The organism is Kitasatospora sp. NPDC048715, assembly GCF_043198905.1.
Classification (GTDB): Bacteria; Actinomycetota; Actinomycetes; order Streptomycetales; family Streptomycetaceae; genus Kitasatospora; species Kitasatospora lactacystinica.
Genome location: NZ_JBICVH010000011.1, coordinates 96,241 through 113,216, shown reverse-complemented (window position 1 = coordinate 113,216; position 16,976 = coordinate 96,241). Strand labels below are relative to the sequence as shown.

Genomic DNA, 16,976 nt, shown 5'->3' with positions numbered 1-16,976 from the left:
GGCCAGGTCCGGAGGGGTGGCTTGGCCTGAGGGATGGCTTGGCCTGAGGGATGGACCCGGTCCTACGAGTTGGCGCCGCGATCGGTCCCGATGGCCACCCGCCGGTCCTTCGCGACGGCGGTCTCGTCGGTGCAGTACTTCGCGTTGCGCCGGCCCCAACTGATCGCGCCGTTGAACTCGTCCGACCAGGTCAGCGCCTCTTCGGCGACCGGGGAGGACAGCGCCGGGGTGCTCGGGGTGGTGGTCGGGCTCGTCGTCGGGGCCGGAGTGGACGTCCCGACGGCGGGGTCCGCGAGGGCGCAGCTCACCGTGGTGTCGATCAACGACCCTGCGTGGCAGTCGAGTTGATCAGTCTCCGGCGCCGGGAGCCGCCACATCGACCGGGGAGCCCCCGGGTCGGGCCCGGCCCCGGCCGCACACGCGCGGCCTCGCCGTGGCGGACCGTACCGTGGCGAGTGCCTGACCGAGTGCGCCCGGTCGGATAAATTGGAAGCCTGACATCATCCGCCGTGCACAAGAGCGGCGAGCCCGACCGGACGCTCGCCACGACCTGACAGAGACGAGGACCCGCCCCACCATGACCGCGCCCCTGCCCGCCTTCGCCGGCCGCACCTACCTCTTCCGGGTCGACAACGGCGCGGCCTTCCGCAACACCTACTCGGCCGACGGCACGCGGCTGCGCTGGGAGGGCCTCGGCGAGTCCGCGGGCCAGTGGGAGGACGTGCGGCTGCACGTCGCCGAGGTCGCGCCGGAGATCTACTTCATCAGCTGGACGGAGCAGAGCGGGATCACCGTCAGCCACGTGATGGACCTCGGCAAGCTGACCGTGCGGGCCTTCTGGACCTTCGAGGGCGAGGGCGGCCGGGTCGGCCAGCTGCACACCGGGACGCTGGAGCGGGTGGCCTGAGCGGCGGGACCGCCGGGCGGGAGCCGTACGGTTCCTGAACGGCCCGGCCGACCCGAACAACCTGGCCGACCTGAACGATCGAACCCCCGGGGCAGCGGCTCCGGGGGTTCGATCGTTCAGGCGTTCAGGTACGGCCGGTCAGGTACGGCCGGGTCGCTTCATACGGTCTGGTTCGGCACCTTGAGGTGCTGGGACAGCCACTCCAGCGAGGAGGGCAGCAGGGCGCTCCAGGTCTCGAAGTTGTGGCCGCCGTTCTCCAGCATGCTGTACGAGACCTTCATCGGACTCTGCACCGCGTCGACGAAGGCCTCGGTCTCCTGCCGGTAGCTGCCGTCGCCCTTCTTGGTGCCGGCCAGCAGCACGGACACCTTCGGCTGCGGCAGGTTCTTCAGCCGCCACATCAGGTTGGCCTCGTCGCGGCGCTGCTTGCTGCCGCCGAAGAGGTCGCCCGTGGTGGGGTCGTCGGCCGCGTCGTAGTAGGCCGAGAGGGCGACGGCGGTCGGAAAGACGTCCGGGTGACGCATGGCCAGCTTGAGCGCGCAGTAACCGCCGGTCGAGTTGCCCATGAAGGCCCAGGCCTGCGGGTCGGAGGAGACCCGGTAGCTGGCCTGGATCGCCGAGGGCACGTCCTTGGTGAAGTAGGTGTCGGACTGCGGGCCGTTCGGGACGTCCTCGCACTCGGTGTCCTGGGGCAGCGCGGGCGATGGGCGCACCAGGACCATGACGGTCGGCTGCATCCGCCCTTCCTGCAGCAGCTTGAGCGCCGCACCCGGGTAGTTGAAGCGGGTGATCAGATTCTCGGCGATTCCTGGGAATCCGGTGCTGACGATCACGGCCGGGAACTGCTTCTGGGCGTACTCCGGCTGGAAGTACTGCGGCGGCAGGTAGACGTAGCCCTCGGTGGACAGCCGACTGACCGCGCCGTCGATCCTGATCTTGCGGATCTCGCCGGACTGGGCGGGCTCGCGGCCCATCGCGCCGCCGCCCTTGACCGCGGCCTGGCCCATCGTCTCCACCATCAGCCGGCCGGAGGCGTCCGCCTTGTTGTGGATGACCACCGGGCCGGTGTCGCCGATGCCCAGCAGGTCGTCCCAACTGCTGTAGAAGGCGAAGTAGTTGTTGGCGACCAGGCCGAGCGCGGCGAGCACCGTGAGCTGGGTGGCGAGCAGTGCGCCGATCCGGCCGAGCACCGCCCGCCAGGTCTTCTTCGCGAGTCTGGGCCACAGCCAGACCGTGCCGACCATCATCACGACCGCGATCAGTGCGGTCAGCGCCAGCACCTTGTGGCTCGTCAGACCCATGTCCTGCTTGCTCCCACGCCTCGAACTCCAGTCCCCTCCGCTGGGGACATCCGAGGAGGTCACCCCGGTTCCCCCTGCCGGGGCGCGAGGATCAACCCTAACGCCAGCTGGGAGAAAGCCGACCGCGGCTGGGAGGTTACGGGGAGCCGGGCGAACGGATGACAACTTTCAGATAACAGATTTCGAAAGTTGTCATCTGAAATCTGTCGACTGTCGACTGCCCACTGTCCGCTGTCGGCCGCCACCGGCCGGTCGACGGCCGGCCCCGGGCTCAGCCGACCCGCCCCCACAGCCGCAGCCCCTCCGTGAGCTCGCGCATGCAGCGAGCGCCGAGGTCCTGCGGGGAGCCCGGACCGGCGAGGGGCGCCTCGGAGGCGGCCCACTGCTCCAGGGCCACCCTGATCGCCGCGGTCGCGGCGGCGGCCGCCAACCGGATCTCCAGCGGGTCGGTGCCGTCCGGGCAGCGCTCGGCGAGGGCGGCCCGCAGCCGCTCCTCCGAGTCGGCGTGGACGCGCTGCCAGGTGGCGTTCAGCTTGGGGTCGCACAGCAGACCGCGGGCCCACTGCATCATCTCGACCCGCGCCTCGTCGGCCGGGGTCAGCGACGCGACCGCCGCACGCTCCAGCGCCTCGCGCAGCGGCAGGTCCGCGGGGCTGGCCGTGAAGAGCTCCACCCACTCCTGCCCGCCCGCCGCGAGCAGCGGAGCGACGGCGTCCTCCTTGACCGAGAAGTACCGGTAGAAGGTGCGCAGCGAGATGCCCGCGGCGAGGGCGATCTCCTCGGCGGTGGTCGCGTCCGTGCCCCGCTCGGCGAAGAGCGCGGCGGCGGTACGGGCGATCTCCAGCCGGGTGGCCTCACGGCGGCGCTGGGTCAGGGTCGGGCGTCCGGTCACGGGGTCAGCCTACGCGGGCGAATGCCAAGGCGGCACGTCACGACGGATCGGCACGAATGGACTTGTTGGCACAACGTGCCATCTAGGCGTAGCGTGCCTATTGAGGTCGAGAGACCACGAACGAACGGAGTACCACCATGGAGCGCTTCAGCGGACGGAACGTCCTGATCACCGGCGGCGGCTCGGGCATCGGCCAGGCCACCGTGCACCGGATCCTCGCCGAGGGCGGGAAGGTCGTCGCCGTCGACGTCAACGAGGACGGCCTGAAGAAGACCCTGGACCGCGCCACCGCCGAGGGAACCGCGGACCGCCTCACCGTCCAGGTGCTGGACATCGCGGACGAGGCGGCCGTCGTCGCGGGCGTGGCGGAGGCGATCGCCGGCCTGGGCGGCCTGGACGTGCTGGTCAACGCGGCCGGCATCCTCCGCTCCTCGCACACCCACGAGACCAGCCTGGAGTTCTGGAACAGGCTCCTCGCGGTGAACCTGACCGGCACCTTCCTGATGACCCGCGAGGCGCTCCCCACGCTGCTCGCCGGCGGCAAGGGCGTGGTGGTCAACTTCAGCTCCACCTCCGCGAGCTTCGCCCACCCCTACATGGCCGCGTACGCCGCGACCAAGGGCGGCATCCAGTCCTTCACCCACGCCATCGCCTCGGAGTACTCGAAGCAGGGCCTGCGCGCGGTCTGCGTCGCACCGGGCAGCATCGACAGCGGCATGACCCACAACCCGGGCCTGCCCGCCGACGCCGACCTCGGCCTGCTGGCCAAGCTCTCCCCCGCGCTCGGCCAGGGCTTCGCCGGCCCAGAGACGGTGGCCGGCGTGATCGCCATGCTCGCCTCCGACGACGGCGCCTTCGTCACCGGCACCGAGCTCCGCATCGACGGCGGCACCCACATGTGACGCCGGTCGACCCGCCGACCCGCCGACCTGCCAGACCGCTCGACCTCGGGAAGGCGGGGCCTGTGCCGTCCCCCGTGCGGCACAGGCCCCGCCTTCCCGCCTTCCCGCGGTCCCGAGGCCGTCCCGTCGACCTCGAAAGGCCGGGCCGGTCGCGGCCCCGGTACCGAGCCGGGTGCGGCGACGGTCACCGCAGAGGCTTCGCCAGGAGGAGTTCGCGGCCGACCCCGTCGGCGAGCAGGTCCCCGGGTTCCGCGAGCGGGGTGAAGCCGTGGCGGCGGTAGAGGGCGAGCGCCGCCCGGTTGCCGGGGAGCACGGCGAGGCGCAGCGTGGTGCCGCCGGTGGCTCGGGCCCAGCGCTCGACCTCCTCGACGAGACGGTCCGCGACGCCCCGGCCGCGGGCCCGCGGGGCGACCCAGAGCGAGCGCAACTCCCGTACACCGTCCGGTGATCCGGGCAGTCCGCCGACCAGGCCGACCGGGTCGTCGTCCAGGAGGGCCGCGACGTGGAGGGCGTCCGGGAGACGGAGCCGGTCGTGCCAGCGGTCCTCACCGCCCTGGTCCCAGTCGGCCAGGCCGGCCTTGAAGGCGTCCGGCGCGCCGGTCAGGGCCGCGAGACGGAGGTCCCGCCAGAGCGGCCAGTCGGCGGTCGTGAGGGTTCGGAGCGTCGGCATCACCATGCCCGGCACCGTAGAAGACCCGCCCGGCGGCCGTCTGCCGAATGCCCGCTCCGGCAGCCGCAGCCGCGGCCGATGGGACCCGCGGGCGACGAGGGCCCCGCCTACGGCGTGCGCCAGTCGGCGGCGAAGGCGGCGGCCGGGTTGGTGACGAGGAGCAACTCGGGCAGTTCCGGGCCGTAGCTGCGGGCGAGGCGCGGGGCGAGGTCGGCGAGCAGACCGACCGGGCCGGCGGCCGCGCGGGCGGTCCTGGTGGTGGTGTCGGCGCCGAGCAGCAGCTGGTCGGCGTGGCCCGCCTCGACCAGGTCGGCGATGACGTCGAAGGCCTGGTGGTCGCCGGACCGGCCGGACCGGGAGGGGCTGTCCAGGGCGAGCCGGACCCCCTCGGCGGCCAGGGCACGGTGCAGCGCGCGGTCGGGGAGCCGGGTGAGGTGACCGAGGACGATCCGGTCGGGCCGGACCCCGTGCCGGTCGTGCAGCAGGTTCAGGACCCGGAGCGGAGCGCCGTCGGCTTCGAGGTGGACGGCGATCGGGGCGCCGGTGGCGTGGTGGGCCTCCGCCGCCGCGGCCATCGTCCACCGGGTGTGCCGGCTCACGGGCCCCGGATCGCCCGCGACCTTGATCAGCCCGGCCCGGACGCCCTCGGGCGCGCCGGGCAGACCGGTGGTGAGTTCGGCGACGAAGCGTTCTGCGAGGTCGGCGTACGCGCCGGGGCGCTCGGCCGGGTCGCCGTCGACGTCCGGGAAGAAGCCCGGCGCGTAGTGGACCGCCTGGTGCGCGCCGGTGGCGGCGACGACGTGGACGCCGGTGGCGCGGGAGAGCGCGGCGAGGGAGTCCGCGCCCCGGCCCAGGCCGAGCGGTGTCCACTGGACGAGGGCACGGCCACCGGCGGCGGCGTAGGTCCGCAGGACGTCCTCGGCGGCGGCCGGATCGTCCAGCTCCTGGCCGGGGAGCAGCGGGCTGCGGATGAAGAGGTGGTCGTGGGAGTCGGTGACCCCGAGGTCGGCGGGGTCCAGGTCGCCGAGGACGGTGCGGACGGTGCGGCTCATGCGTCGGCCTCCGGGGTGGCGCTCCCGGCGACGGTCTCCGCCGCGGCCTCGGTGCCGGTCCCGGTCCCGGCCTTGGCCTCGGCCCTGGCCGCGGCGTCGGCGAAGGTAGCGTCGGCGAAGGTGGCGTCCGCGAAGGCGGCGGTGGCGACGCGCAGGCCGGCCAGCGCCCTGGGGAGACCGACGTACGGCGCGAGGTGGACGATGACCTCGGTGATCTCCGCCTCCGTCAGGCCGATCCGTCGGCTGTAGCGGACGTGGTCGGCCAGCTGCGGCTCGACGCCGCCGAGTGCGGTGAGCGCGGCCAGGTTCGCGATCTGGCGGTCGCGCAGGGCGAGTCCGGGACGCTGGTAGGTACCGCCGAAGAGGCTGGTGACGATCCAGTCGGGGAAGCCGGGGGCGAGGGCGTCCAGACCCCCGAGCGTGGTGGCGGCGCCGGGACCCGCGAGTTCGGCGAGCAGGGCGTAACCGGCCGTGCGGTCGGTCGGGGCCGGGGTGAGGTCGGTGCCGGTGGGAACGGTCGCGGGGGACATCGGGGCGGTGGGTCCTTTCACCAGTGGCGGCCGGCCGGCAGCCGGTCGAGTTCGGGGCGGGACAGGTGCAGCACCTGGTAACGGACGCCGGGCTCGTCCTCGGGGGCCGGGCCGTGCCAGAGGGCGAAGCGGAGCAGCTCCCAGCGGCTCGGGTCGACGGCCACGGCGGCGGTGTGCAGGGCCGGGTGCGTGGGCAGGTCGGCGAGCGCCCGCTCGACGGCCTCGGCCGGGTCGGCGGATTCCGGCAGCCGTACGGTCTCGCGGGTGGCGGTGGTCGGCGGCCCGGCCGCCCCCTCCGGTGACGACGCCGCCTCCGTTGGCGACGCTGCCTCCGAGGCCGATGCCGAGGCCGCCGAGGTTCCTGGCGCGCCGTGGGTCAGGCCCGCGCCCAGCCAGTGCCGGACGGCGGGGCGGCCGAAGTCGGCGCTCAGGCCGCGGAATCCCGGCCCCCAGAGGAAACCGTTCATGCCTTCGACGGTGCGCCAGAGGTAGAACGGCGCGTACTGGTTGACGGGCGAGCCCTGTCGGCCGCGCTCGCGGACCAGGTAGGCCTTGAGGCCGAGGCCCGGGTGCGCGTCGAGCAGGCGGCCCTTGTCGGCGACGCGCTTGCGGATGACGCCCATGTCGTAGTCGGCGGGCAGGGTGATCTCGTACTGCATCGCGTGCACGGCTGGGCTCCTCGGGTTCGACGGGTCCGGCAGGCAGGCAGGCGGACTACCGGCCGGGCGGGCTTGGCGGGTCAGGCCGTGCGGTGTGCCGCGAGCAGGCCGAGGGCGCCACGAACGGCCCGGTCGAACGGCTCGGCGCTGTCGGCGGCACGGGCCAGGACGTAGCCGCCCTGGACGACGGCGACCACGGCGGCGGCGGTGTCGGCCGGGTCGAGGCCGGGGGCGAACTCGCCGCCCGCCTGGCCGTCGGCGATCAGTCCGGCGATCCGGCCGCGCAGCCAGTCGAAGGTCTCCTCGACGGGCGCGCGCAGGAGCGGGTCGGCGACCACGTCCGGGTCCTGGGCCATCCGGCCGATCCGGCAGCCGCGCAGGACGTCGCGGTCGCGCTGCAGGTAGGCGGCGATCCGGTCGTATGCGCTGCCGGGGGCGGCGAGGTCGGCCTCGGCGACGCCGCGCATCTGCTCGGCGCTGCGGCGCAGGGCGGCGGCCGCGAGGTCGGGCTTGCCGGCGAAGTGGTGGTACATGCTGCCCTGGCCGACGCCAGAGCGCTGCTGGATGGCCTTGGGGCTGGTGCCGACGTAGCCGCGCTCCCAGAGGAGGGCCTGGGTGCTCTCGATGAGGCGGTCCTGGGTGCTCATGCGGAACACTGTACATACCAGTAGGTACAGAAGGCCAGTGCGGACTCCGACCGCCCCGACCCGACCCGACCCGGGCTCGCGCTCGGGGCTCCGGCTCCGGCTCCGACCCTGGTCCGGCTCCGGCTCCGACCCTTGGGTGCGCGGGCGGCTCCCCGGGACCCCCGGGGCGGAACGGTTGAGGGCCGTGCGCCGCCCCCCGGCGGCCACGGCCCCTCGACCGTTCGTCATCCCCCGCCCCGCCGAACGGCATTCCGGCGCACCTGGTGGCGCGCGTCACGTCACGCACGGTTGCCGGCGTCACGCCGCGTAGGGGGTGCACGGCGCATTGCGCGGGCGGGCGGGAGATCCGGGCTGCCGTGGCAGCGCGCGGCGGGCGTGGACCGCTACGGCAGCGCCCGACGGATCTCCGGCGCCACCGCGCTCGCGAACAGCTCCAACTGCTCGCGCTGCGCCCCCTCGGTGAGGGCGTCGACCCCGATGCCGACCACCTCGTTGCCGAAGGCCTCGTGGTAGCGGTGGATCTTCTCGATCACCTGCTGCGGACTGCCGACCAGCGCCGAGCCGCGCTCCAGCGCGTCCTCCAGCGAGGTGAACGGCGAGTTGTTGTGCCGGCCCGCGGCCGAGTCGAACAGTGCGTTCCAGTACGGGCGGAAGCCCTCGACGGCGTCCTGCGAGCGCTCGGCGACGAACAGTCCGCCGAAGCTCGCGCCCACCCGGGCCCGCGCCGGGTCGTGCCCGTAGTGCTCCCAGCGCTCGCGGTAGTGCTCGACCAGCGTCCGGTACTTCTCCAGCGGATGGAAGGAGTTGGCGGAGAAGAGCGGGTCGCCGTGGCGGGCCGCGAGGTCGGTGGACCGCGTGCTGGTCGCGCTGCCGTGCCACACCGGGATCGGGTCCTGGAGCGGGCGCGGCCAGACCGTGACGTCCGTGAGCGGCGGGCGGGTCGAGCCCTCCCAGGTCACCTTCTCCTCGCGCCAGAGCCTTCGCAGCAGGCCGTAGTTCTCCGCGAGCGCCTCCCACTGGCGCTCCTCGGGGAGGCCGAACAGTCCGAAATGGCGCGGGTCGTTGCCCTTGCCGACGATCAACTCCAACCGACCCCCGGAGAGTTGGTCGAGCATCGCGTAGTCCTCGGCGACCCGGACCGGGTCGAGGACGCTGAGCACCGTCACCGTGGTGAACAGCCGGATGGTGGAGGTGCGGGCGGCGATGGCGCTCAGCAGCAGGGGCGGCGCCGGGGAGAGGAACGGCTCACCGTGCCGCTCCCCCACTCCGTAGCCGTCGTAGCCGAGCTGCTCGGCGAGGACGGCCTGGTCGATGACGTTGTGCAGCTTCTGCTGCGGGGTGCGCCGGACGCCGGTGACCGGGTCGGGGGCGTTGGCGACGAGGGACGAGACGGTGAACCGCACGGCGGTCTCCTTGGGCGCTCGGGGTCGGGCTCGGGCTCGGGGTCGGGGTCGGGCTCGGGTCGGACCAGGGCCGGGTTCGGGTCGGACCAGGGTCGGGCCGGGGCCATGGCCGGGGCCGGGTACGGGCTGAGCATGGGAACGAGCCGAGCAGGACCGGGACGGGACCGGCGGGCCGGAGCGTCCCGGGATTCGGTGGGCCGCACGGAGAGCGGAGCGCGGGGAGCCGGTGCGCGGTCCGGCGCCGCGCTCCTACGGGCGGCACCGGCGGAACGGCCGACGGGGCGGGCGGTGGGCCGCTCGGGCGGCGGGGCTCGCGGGTGGCGTCAGCGGTCGGTGCTGCGGTGGCGGCGACAACAACAGCGGGCTGCGGCGGCGGCCACGGTCACGGTCACGGTCACGGTCCGGACTGCCATCTCGCCTCCCCCTCGCCTCGCACGCACGCGATCCTCCGCGAGCATAGGCACCGGCCCGGAACGGGGCAAGGCTTGATCCGCCGCGACGGACTGGCAGGATGTCCGGCATGAGCTACCTCGCCGCGGATGACCGCTATGACTCGATGACCTATCGGAAGGCCGGCCGCAGCGGCGTCCAGCTGCCCGCCGTCTCGCTGGGGCTCTGGCACAACTTCGGTGACGCCCAGCCGCTGGACGTGCAGCGGGCGGTGCTGCGCCGGGCCTTCGACCGGGGCGTCACGCACTTCGACCTGGCGAACAACTACGGCCCGCCGTACGGCAGCGCCGAGCGCAACTTCGGCTACCTGTTCGCCCAGGACTTCCGGCCGTACCGGGACGAGCTGTTCATCGCCACCAAGGCCGGCTGGGACATGTGGCCCGGCCCGTACGGCAACGGCGGCAGCCGCAAGTACCTGCTGGCCAGCCTCGACCAGTCGCTGGACCGGATGGGGCTGGACTACGTCGACGTCTTCTACTCGCACCGGTACGACCCGGACACCCCGATCGAGGAGACGATGGGCGCGCTCGACAGCGCGGTGCGCTCGGGCAGGGCGCTGTACGCGGCGATCTCCAACTACCCGGCGGAGCAGCACCGGGAGGCGGTGGCGATCCTGCGCGAGCTGGGGACGCCGGTGCTGATGAACCAGTCGGCGTACTCGATCCTCAACCGGCACGTGGAGGACGGCGGCGTGCTGGACGCGGTGGGCGAAACCCAGAGCAGCCTCATCGCCTACTCGCCGCTGGCCCAGGGGCTGCTGACCGACCGCTACCTGTCCGGGGCGGTTCCGGCGGGCTCGCGGATGTCGGTCGGGAAGTTCCTCACCGAGGAGGCCCTGACCGAGCGGAAGCTGGAGCAGCTGCGGGCGCTGGCCGCGGTCGCCGAGCGGCGCGGGCAGACGCTGGCGCAGCTGGCGCTGTGCTGGGTGCTGCGGGACCCGCGGGTGGTCTCGGTGATCATCGGTGCGAGCAGCGTCGCCCAGCTGGACCAGAACCTCGACGCACTGGCGGGCGGGCCGCTGACGGCCGAGGAGCTGGCGGAGATCGACCGGCTGAGCCGCTGAACGGGGCGGAGGCGCCGGCCGGCGGCCGAGGCTGATCGCTGCGGCTGATGGCTACGACTGACGCCGACAGCCGACGATCGACGGATGACAGCTGACAGATTTCGAAATCTGTCAGCTGTCATCCGTCATCTGTTATCCGTTATCCGTCACTTGTCAGCTGTCACCAGTCAGCCACCGGCGTGCGGCCGCTTGATGCCCAGAGCGGGCAGAACCGTTTCTGCAACCCGATGGGCCTCCTCCAGCAGCGGGTTGCCCGAGAGGATGAAGGTGTCGACACCCAGCGCCTCGAACTCCTGCAGGCGCTCGATCACCTGGGCGGTCGAGCCGACCACCGCCGTACCGGGCCCGGGGCGGAACAGGCTCATTCCCGGCCAGAGGTTGGGGTAGGCCTCCAGCTCCCGGGCCCGCGCCGGCACCTTCCCGCCGTGCTGGCGGAACTGCCGCTGCCAGCCGACCCCGTCCTCCGCCTTCGCGCCACCCAGCTGGCGCGCGTAGGTGGCCTCACCGGTGACGTCCAGCAGCCGGTCGGCGGCAGCCCAGGCCTCGTCCTCGGTGTCGCGGACGATCAGGTGCAGCCGCAGCCCGATCCGCACCGACCGGCCGTGGGCGGCGGCCCGCTCGCGGACCAGGTCCAGCTTCTCCTTGAGCAGGTGCGGCGGCTCTCCCCAGGTCAGGTAGACGTCCACGTGCTCGGCGGCCATCTCGATGCCGGCCGCCGAACTGCCGCCGAACCAGAGCGGGATGCCGCCGGGCTGCGCCGGGGTCAGCTCGCGCAGGCTGGCGCCCGCGTTCTTCAGTTCGTAGAACTCGCCCTTGTGGTCGAAGACTTCACCCGCCGTGAGGCGCTTGACGATCGACCAGTACTCGCCGCTGAGCCGGTAGCGGTCGTCGTGCTCGACGTCCAGGCCGTACTCGCGCAGCTGCGCGGTCGAGCCGTTCACCACGTTGAAGCGCAGCCGGCCGCCGTGCAGGTGGTCGAAGCTGAGTGCCATCTTGGCCAGCAGGGTGGGTGAGACCAGCCCCGGGTGGACGGCCAGCAGCGGCTTGAAGGCCGGGGTGGTGGCGGCCGCGAGCGCGCTGCCGAGCGTCCAGACGTCGTACAGGTCGGTCGCGAGCAGCGCGCCGGTGTAGCCCAGTCGCTCGACGCTGCCCGCCAGTTGCTGGAGGTAGCGGAGGTCCACCGGACGGCGGCCGGCCGGCTCCCAGGGGTAGTGCCCCTCCCGCGGAATGATGTACCAGAGGACTTCGGAGGCCACGGGTCAGACCGCCTTCGCGAGCGCGGCGGCCACCGGGGCCTCCAGGGCGGGGAGGTGGGCGTCGGCGACGGTCAGTGCCCGGTCGATGAAGCCCGCACCGTGGAAGATGTCCGCGGCCTCCTGCTGTTCGGCGACGAACCCGGCGGTGGCGGGCTCCAGCCGCCAGGGCAGCGCGACCAGCGCGGACTGCCAGTCGGCGGCCGTGCCGCCCAGTTCCTCGGCGGCGATCGCGGCGGCCTCGGCCGGATTGGCGGCCGCCCAGGCGTCCGCCCGGCGCAGGGCGGTCGCGATCGCGGCGACCACCTCGGGGCGGCCGGTCGCGAAGTCCCGGCGGGTGAAGAACACCGAACGGTCGGTGATGACGTCACCGGTGCGGATCAGCTCGCGGAACCCCCCGGTGCGGCGGGCTGCGGCGAGTTCGGCGCCCTGGGCGATCCAGCCGGCGATCTCGCCGTCGCGCAGCCGCCGGGCCTGGTCCTGGCCGGCCGCCGGGCGCTCCGGGGTGACGTCGTCGCCGTACGACAGTCCCTGCGCGTGCAGGGCCTTGGCGAGCAGGTGGGTCTGCCAGGAGCCGACGGCGAGGACGACGGTGGCACCCTTGAGGTCCGCGACCGTCCGCACCGGGCCGGAGTCCAGCACCAGGAGGGCGCCGTGGTCGGGGCGGGGTGCGGAGACGGCCGCGTAGACCAGGTCGTGGCCGGCCGCCTGCGCGGTGATCGGCGGGGTGGAACCGGTGCCGCCGAAGTCGATGACGCCCTCGGCGAGCAGCGCGCCGGTGCGGGTGCCGTCCGCGTAGTGGTGGAAGGCGCCGGTCTCGCCGTGCGGGGCCAGCTCCTCGTCCAGGTAGGGGAGTCGGGCGAGGTAGTAGAGCGACGGGTTGCTGGCGTGGACGCCGAGGGTGACGGTCATCTGGTCAACTCCGGTGGTGCGGGCTCGGTTGGTCGGAAGTCAGGGTGAATCGGGGGAAATCGGGAGGATAGCGGGGGTTCGCGGGAAACCGCGGGAAACCGCGGGGAACTGCGGTGGACAGTGGTGGATCGCGGGCGTCAGTGGACGCCGAGGTCGGCGAGCAGCCGGCGCCGCAGGTCGGCGAAGGCGGGATCGGCCGGGTCGCGCGGGCTCTCGACGGTGACGGCTTCGTCCCGGGCGAGCAGGCCGTCGCGCAGTACCACGACCCGGTCGGCGAGCCGTACGGCTTCGTCCACGTCGTGGGTGACCAGCAGTACCGCCGGGCGGTGGCGGCGCACCAGGTCGCCGACGAGGTCCTGCATGCGCAGCCGGGTGAGCGCGTCCAGGGCGGCGAACGGTTCGTCGAGCAGCAGGAGTTGCGGCTCCCGGACGAGCGCCCGGGCGAGTGCGACGCGCTGCGCCTCACCTCCCGACAGGGTGGCCGGCCAGGCCTCGGCGTGCCGCTCCAGGCCGACCTCAGCGAGCGCCTTCAGCCCGGTCTCCCGGGTCGCGGCGCCGCGCGGCAGGCCGACCGTGACGTTCGCCAGCACCCGCTTGGACGGCACCAGGCGGGGCTCCTGGAACACCACGGTACGGACCGGCGGGACGAGCACGGTACCCCCGTCCGCCTGGTCGAGCGCCCCGAGGATGCGCAGCAGCGTGGTCTTGCCGGTGCCGCTCGCACCCAGCAGGGCGACGAACTCCCCACGGGCGATGGAGAGGTCGACCCCGTCGAGCACCGCCCGGGTGCCGAACACCCGGCGCAGACCGCGCAGGTGGACGGCCGGGACCGTCTCCTCGGAGGCGGAGGAGGCGGAGGGGACCGAGGGGACCGAGGGGACCGAGGGGACCGAGGGGACCGAGGGGACCGACAGAGAGGCCGGCGCGGAGGACGAGGACGTGGCGGTGGTGAACGTGTCGGCGGTCATCGGGTCGCTCCCTGGACGATCTGGCGCCACGGCATCAGCACGCGCTCCAGGACCCGGACGACACCGTCCGCGGCGAGGCCGAGCAGCCCGTAGATCAGGATGCAGACGGCGAGGACGTCGGTGCGCGAGTAGTTCTGCGCCTGGGCCATCAAGTAGCCGATGCCTTCGGTGGAGTTGATCTCCTCGGCGGCGATCAGGGCGATCACGCTGAGCGTCATCGACAGGCGCAATCCGGACAGCAGCGAGGGCAGGGCGCCGGGCAGCACGACCGTGCGCACGATCGCCCAGCGCCCGAGGCCGAAGCTGCGCATCGCCTCGACCAGCTTGCGGTCGGTGCTGCGGACCCCACCCGAGGCGGACACGTACATCGGGAAGCTGGTGGCGACCCCGATCAGGGCGACCTTCGCGGTCTCCGTGATGCCGAACCACACCATGAACAGCGGGACGAGGGCCAGGAAGGGCACGGTGCGCAGGACCTGGATCGCGGAGTCGAGCAACTCCTCGCCGAGGCGGGTGAATCCGGTGACCACGCCGAGCACCAGTCCGGCGGTCGCGCCGAAGAACAGTCCGAGTCCGGCGCGGGTGAGGGAGACCGACAGGGCGTCGGTCAGCTGGCCGTTGCCCCACAACTCCCCCACCGCCTGCGCGACCTGGGCGGGCGAGGCGAGCACGTCCTGGGTGAGCGCGCCGGTGGCGGAGGCGAGTGCCCAGCCGCCGAGCAGGGCGAGCGGACCGATGGTGCGCAGGGTCACGGCGAGTGCCCGGGGGCGGGGCCGGGGCTGCCGGCTCTGCGGGGCGACCAGGCCGGATTCCAGTGCGGCCCGGGTGTCTTCCGGCGTGAACGGCCGGGTGGAGGTGGTCACTTGGCACCGTCCCCGAGCTTGTTGATGTCGATCAGGTACGGCTTGACGTCCACCAGCTGCTTGGTGACCTTCTGGTCGGCGAAGAACTGGGCGACCGTCCCGAAGCGGGCGGTGTCGGCGTCGGAGATGGCGTCGGCCGGGGTGCCCTGCTTGCCGACGTTCACCGCGACGTCCTTCTCGGCGGGGGTGACGGCGGTCGGGCCGGCGTCGGTGAACACGTTGAGGTAGCCGGCCGGGTCGGCCTTCTCCTTGGCGCCGTTCTCCCGCAGGTAGGCGTAGAAGGCCTTCACCACCTCGGGGTGCTTGTCGGCGAAGCCGTTGCGCACCGCCCAGACCGCGTAGTTGTCGGAGCCCACCTCCTGGCCGTTGACCAGGAAGTGCGCACCGGCGTTGGCGACGGCGGGTGTCGAGAAGGTGTTCCAGGTCGCCCAGGCGTCCACCTGGCCGGAGTTGAAGACGCCGGAGGTCTGGTCGGCGCGCAGGTAGACCCGCTCCACCTTGTCGGCCGGGACGCCGTTCTTCGCCAGTGCCTTGAGCAGCAGGTACTCGCTGGTGCCGCCCTGGGAGACGGCGACCTTCCTGCCGACCAGGTCCTGGACGGACTTGACGGGCGAGTCGTTCTTCACCAGGATCCCCTCGCCGACGCCGTCGGGCGCGGTCTGGGCGAACAGCTTGAAGCCGGGCTTCTGGGCGAGCGCGGCGACGGCCGAGGTGATCGAGCCCTGGGCGATGTCCAGTTGGTCGGCGGAGAGGGCCTGGGCGGCGGGGGCGAAGGGGCCGGCGCTGCCGGTCCAGGCGACCTTGGCGTGGACCGCGGCCAGGGTGCGGTCCAGTGAACCGTCCTTCTTGCCGCGGGCCAGGAAGCCGTTGTTGCCGGGATCGGGCAGGCGGAGCACCACGTCGGCCTTGCCGCCGGCCCCGCCGTCGGCGGAGGCCTTGGCCCCGTCGGCGGCGGAGCCGCAGGCGGTGAGGGCGGCGGAGGCGAGCAGAGCGGTGGCGGCGAGGGCGGGACGAGGGGTCTTCACGGGGGTCTCCAAGGGGGTGACAGATGACAGCCGACAGCTGACAACTTTCGAAATCTGTTAGCTGAACGCTGTTACCTGAAGTCTGTGATCCGAACGCCGCCGGCACCGGAACCCGCGCCCGCCGCCTCACCCGCACGCCGCACCCGCAGCAGCTCGCGCGCTGCGCGCAGCGGCTCCGGGTCGGCCCAGGCCTGGACGTCCACCGGCGCGGCAAGGAAGCCCTGCTCCCTGAGGAATCGTTCCTGCAGCGCGAGCAGCTCCAGCCGCTCCGCCGACAGGTCGAGCCGCAGGGTCCGGTGGCTGCCCGGCGCATAGGCTCCGGCGACGCCCTCGGCACCGGCACCGGTCTCGGCCCGCAGGATCCGGACCACCTCCTCCGGACGCTCCGCCGCCCAGTCGGCGGCCTCCAGCAGTACGGCGAGGAACCGGGCCACCAGCTCGGGGTGTTCGTCCAGCAGCCGCTGGTGGACGGTGATCGGCCGGGGCGTGCCGTTGTTGACCCGGGCCCGGCGGTCCGGCGCCGCGTCCAGTTCCACGGCCACCTCCGCACCGACCCGGCGGGCCGCCTCGACGGCGAGCGCCCCCTTCACGTACACCGCGTCCACCGTGCCGTCCCGCAGCGCGGCCAGCTCGGCGGACCACTGCCCGGCGCCCTCGGAACCGGGGACGTCCACCAGCTCGGCGTCCGCCAGGGTGAGGCCCGCGAGCCCGAGGGCGCCCCGGAGGCCGGCCAGCGCCATCGCCCGCCAGAAGTCGATGCCGATGTCATGATGTGGCACCGCCAGTCGCAGTCCACGCAGTTGCCCGGGTTCGGTGATGCCGCTGCCGGCCCGGACGAGCACCACCTGGCGCTCCTCGATCCAGGTGAGGCCGATCAGCCTGGTCGCCTCGCCGCGCGAACGGGCCCACAGCGCGGGGACGTTTCCGCCCTCCCGGAACAGACCGGTCAGCGCGTGGGTGTAGTGGTGGTCCGCGGCCACCTCGGGCGGTGCGTCCTGCAGCGAGCGGACCGCGATGCCGTCGGCGGCGAACTCGTGGGCGAGCCAACCCTGATCGGCGGCGATCCCGGTCGCGGTGGGCACCGGGCAGCGGGTGAACCAGAGGGTGTCGGGAAGCGGGGAGGCGTTCTGGGTACGACTGGACAACGGAGTTGGTCCTCTACGGGGGCTCCGACGACGGCCGGAGGAGCTCGGGATCGATGACCGCACGGAGGCCCATGAGGCCTGGTGCGCAAAGAAGTTGTGCGCCACGATGCAGGACGGCAGGCGGTGCGGGAGGGTCGGGCGGCGCGGGAGGGGTCGTTCAGCGACAACACGCACGGGAGGGGAGACACCGGTGGGACGTCACGGCGCTTCTCCTTCCGTGGAATCGGGACGGTCACCGCCGAGGCCGAGTGGCCGTTCGACGCGATGCGAGGAGCGTTCCACGGCAGACGAGCCCGAAGCAAGCTTTTGCCACATCGTGGGATCAGTTGTTCAT

General features: G+C 73.1%; 18 protein-coding genes. 3 read left to right on the top strand and 15 right to left on the bottom strand.

Annotation, left to right across the window (positions count from 1 at the left end):
- Window positions 1-62 precede the first annotated feature (62 nt).
- On the bottom strand, window positions 63-323 hold the full coding sequence (locus ACGFSC_RS21670; protein WP_359898546.1) for a hypothetical protein: 261 nt from the start codon (window positions 321-323) through the stop codon (window positions 63-65).
- Window positions 324-577: 254 nt separating this feature from the next.
- On the opposite strand from ACGFSC_RS21670, the gene ACGFSC_RS21665 reads away from it, so the two are divergent.
- Entirely contained in the window at window positions 578-907 is a 330-nt protein-coding gene (locus ACGFSC_RS21665; RefSeq protein ID WP_359898547.1) for a MoaF N-terminal domain-containing protein, read from the top strand.
- Window positions 908-1,065: 158 nt separating this feature from the next.
- On the opposite strand, the gene ACGFSC_RS21660 is transcribed toward ACGFSC_RS21665, so the two are convergent.
- Together ACGFSC_RS21660 and ACGFSC_RS21655 are read right to left on the bottom strand one after the other, a co-directional pair.
- Entirely contained in the window at window positions 1,066-2,208 is a 1,143-nt protein-coding gene (locus tag ACGFSC_RS21660) for an alpha/beta hydrolase-fold protein (RefSeq protein ID WP_359898548.1), read from the bottom strand.
- Window positions 2,209-2,479: 271 nt separating this feature from the next.
- Window positions 2,480-3,100: a TetR family transcriptional regulator gene (locus tag ACGFSC_RS21655; RefSeq protein ID WP_359898549.1), complete on the bottom strand. Its 621-nt coding sequence runs from the start codon at window positions 3,098-3,100 to the stop codon at window positions 2,480-2,482.
- A gap of 137 nt (window positions 3,101-3,237) precedes the next feature.
- On the opposite strand from ACGFSC_RS21655, the gene ACGFSC_RS21650 reads away from it, so the two are divergent.
- Entirely contained in the window at window positions 3,238-4,002 is a 765-nt protein-coding gene (locus tag ACGFSC_RS21650) for an SDR family oxidoreductase (protein WP_359898550.1), read from the top strand.
- Between the two features lie 184 nt (window positions 4,003-4,186).
- Here the strand turns inward: ACGFSC_RS21650 and ACGFSC_RS21645 are convergent, their stop codons facing one another.
- The 6 genes from ACGFSC_RS21645 to ACGFSC_RS21620 all read right to left on the bottom strand — a co-directional run bounded on the left by ACGFSC_RS21645 (window position 4,187) and on the right by ACGFSC_RS21620 (window position 8,963).
- Entirely contained in the window at window positions 4,187-4,678 is a 492-nt protein-coding gene (locus ACGFSC_RS21645; RefSeq protein WP_380632345.1) for a GNAT family N-acetyltransferase, read from the bottom strand.
- A 101-nt stretch (window positions 4,679-4,779) separates the two neighbouring features.
- Window positions 4,780-5,724 carry a phosphotriesterase gene (locus ACGFSC_RS21640; protein WP_359898551.1) on the bottom strand — a complete coding sequence of 315 codons (945 nt, stop codon included), beginning with the start codon at window positions 5,722-5,724 and terminating at the stop codon, window positions 4,780-4,782.
- Entirely contained in the window at window positions 5,721-6,254 is a 534-nt protein-coding gene (locus tag ACGFSC_RS21635; RefSeq protein ID WP_359898552.1) for a carboxymuconolactone decarboxylase family protein, read from the bottom strand. Before ACGFSC_RS21635 ends, ACGFSC_RS21640 begins: the two co-directional genes overlap by 4 nt.
- A gap of 17 nt (window positions 6,255-6,271) precedes the next feature.
- On the bottom strand, window positions 6,272-6,922 hold the full coding sequence (locus ACGFSC_RS21630; protein ID WP_359898553.1) for a DUF4865 family protein: 651 nt from the start codon (window positions 6,920-6,922) through the stop codon (window positions 6,272-6,274).
- A gap of 71 nt (window positions 6,923-6,993) precedes the next feature.
- Window positions 6,994-7,560 (bottom strand): TetR/AcrR family transcriptional regulator, encoded by a 567-nt coding sequence (locus ACGFSC_RS21625; RefSeq protein WP_359898554.1) that lies wholly within the window; start codon window positions 7,558-7,560, stop codon window positions 6,994-6,996.
- A 383-nt stretch (window positions 7,561-7,943) separates the two neighbouring features.
- Window positions 7,944-8,963: an LLM class flavin-dependent oxidoreductase gene (locus ACGFSC_RS21620; RefSeq protein WP_359898555.1), complete on the bottom strand. Its 1,020-nt coding sequence runs from the start codon at window positions 8,961-8,963 to the stop codon at window positions 7,944-7,946.
- Between the two features lie 520 nt (window positions 8,964-9,483).
- On the opposite strand from ACGFSC_RS21620, the gene ACGFSC_RS21615 reads away from it, so the two are divergent.
- Window positions 9,484-10,476 carry an aldo/keto reductase gene (locus ACGFSC_RS21615; RefSeq protein ID WP_359898556.1) on the top strand — a complete coding sequence of 331 codons (993 nt, stop codon included), beginning with the start codon at window positions 9,484-9,486 and terminating at the stop codon, window positions 10,474-10,476.
- A gap of 167 nt (window positions 10,477-10,643) precedes the next feature.
- On the opposite strand, the gene ACGFSC_RS21610 is transcribed toward ACGFSC_RS21615, so the two are convergent.
- The 6 genes from ACGFSC_RS21610 to ACGFSC_RS21585 form a co-directional block, all read right to left on the bottom strand.
- Window positions 10,644-11,732 (bottom strand): LLM class flavin-dependent oxidoreductase, encoded by a 1,089-nt coding sequence (locus ACGFSC_RS21610; protein WP_359898557.1) that lies wholly within the window; start codon window positions 11,730-11,732, stop codon window positions 10,644-10,646.
- A gap of 3 nt (window positions 11,733-11,735) precedes the next feature.
- On the bottom strand, window positions 11,736-12,641 hold the full coding sequence (locus tag ACGFSC_RS21605) for an ABC transporter substrate-binding protein (protein WP_359898558.1): 906 nt from the start codon (window positions 12,639-12,641) through the stop codon (window positions 11,736-11,738).
- Window positions 12,642-12,778: 137 nt separating this feature from the next.
- On the bottom strand, window positions 12,779-13,609 hold the full coding sequence (locus ACGFSC_RS21600; RefSeq protein WP_359898559.1) for an ABC transporter ATP-binding protein: 831 nt from the start codon (window positions 13,607-13,609) through the stop codon (window positions 12,779-12,781).
- Window positions 13,606-14,472: an ABC transporter permease gene (locus tag ACGFSC_RS21595; protein WP_359898560.1), complete on the bottom strand. Its 867-nt coding sequence runs from the start codon at window positions 14,470-14,472 to the stop codon at window positions 13,606-13,608. Before ACGFSC_RS21595 ends, ACGFSC_RS21600 begins: the two co-directional genes overlap by 4 nt.
- Window positions 14,469-15,497 (bottom strand): NrtA/SsuA/CpmA family ABC transporter substrate-binding protein, encoded by a 1,029-nt coding sequence (locus ACGFSC_RS21590; RefSeq protein WP_359898561.1) that lies wholly within the window; start codon window positions 15,495-15,497, stop codon window positions 14,469-14,471. The genes ACGFSC_RS21595 and ACGFSC_RS21590 overlap by 4 nt, the downstream gene beginning before the upstream one ends.
- 71 nt (window positions 15,498-15,568) lie before the next feature.
- A complete protein-coding gene (locus ACGFSC_RS21585; protein WP_359898562.1) occupies window positions 15,569-16,642 on the bottom strand; it encodes an ABC transporter substrate-binding protein in 1,074 nt (357 codons plus the stop codon).
- Between the last annotated feature and the right edge of the window lie 334 nt (window positions 16,643-16,976).

Bases quoted from the DNA above. Each gene is read 5' to 3' on its own strand.
- ACGFSC_RS21665 (WP_359898547.1), top strand. From the start codon at position 578: ATGACCGCGCCCCTGCCCGCCTTCGCCGGCCGCACCTACCTCTTCCGG.
- ACGFSC_RS21660 (WP_359898548.1), bottom strand. From the start codon at position 2,208: ATGGGTCTGACGAGCCACAAGGTGCTGGCGCTGACCGCACTGATCGCG.
- ACGFSC_RS21650 (WP_359898550.1), top strand. From the start codon at position 3,238: ATGGAGCGCTTCAGCGGACGGAACGTCCTGATCACCGGCGGCGGCTCG.
- ACGFSC_RS21645 (WP_380632345.1), bottom strand. From the start codon at position 4,678: ATGGTGATGCCGACGCTCCGAACCCTCACGACCGCCGACTGGCCGCTC.
- ACGFSC_RS21640 (WP_359898551.1), bottom strand. From the start codon at position 5,724: ATGAGCCGCACCGTCCGCACCGTCCTCGGCGACCTGGACCCCGCCGAC.
- ACGFSC_RS21635 (WP_359898552.1), bottom strand. From the start codon at position 6,254: ATGTCCCCCGCGACCGTTCCCACCGGCACCGACCTCACCCCGGCCCCG.
- ACGFSC_RS21625 (WP_359898554.1), bottom strand. From the start codon at position 7,560: ATGAGCACCCAGGACCGCCTCATCGAGAGCACCCAGGCCCTCCTCTGG.
- ACGFSC_RS21615 (WP_359898556.1), top strand. From the start codon at position 9,484: ATGAGCTACCTCGCCGCGGATGACCGCTATGACTCGATGACCTATCGG.
- ACGFSC_RS21605 (WP_359898558.1), bottom strand. From the start codon at position 12,641: ATGACCGTCACCCTCGGCGTCCACGCCAGCAACCCGTCGCTCTACTAC.
- ACGFSC_RS21600 (WP_359898559.1), bottom strand. From the start codon at position 13,609: ATGACCGCCGACACGTTCACCACCGCCACGTCCTCGTCCTCCGCGCCG.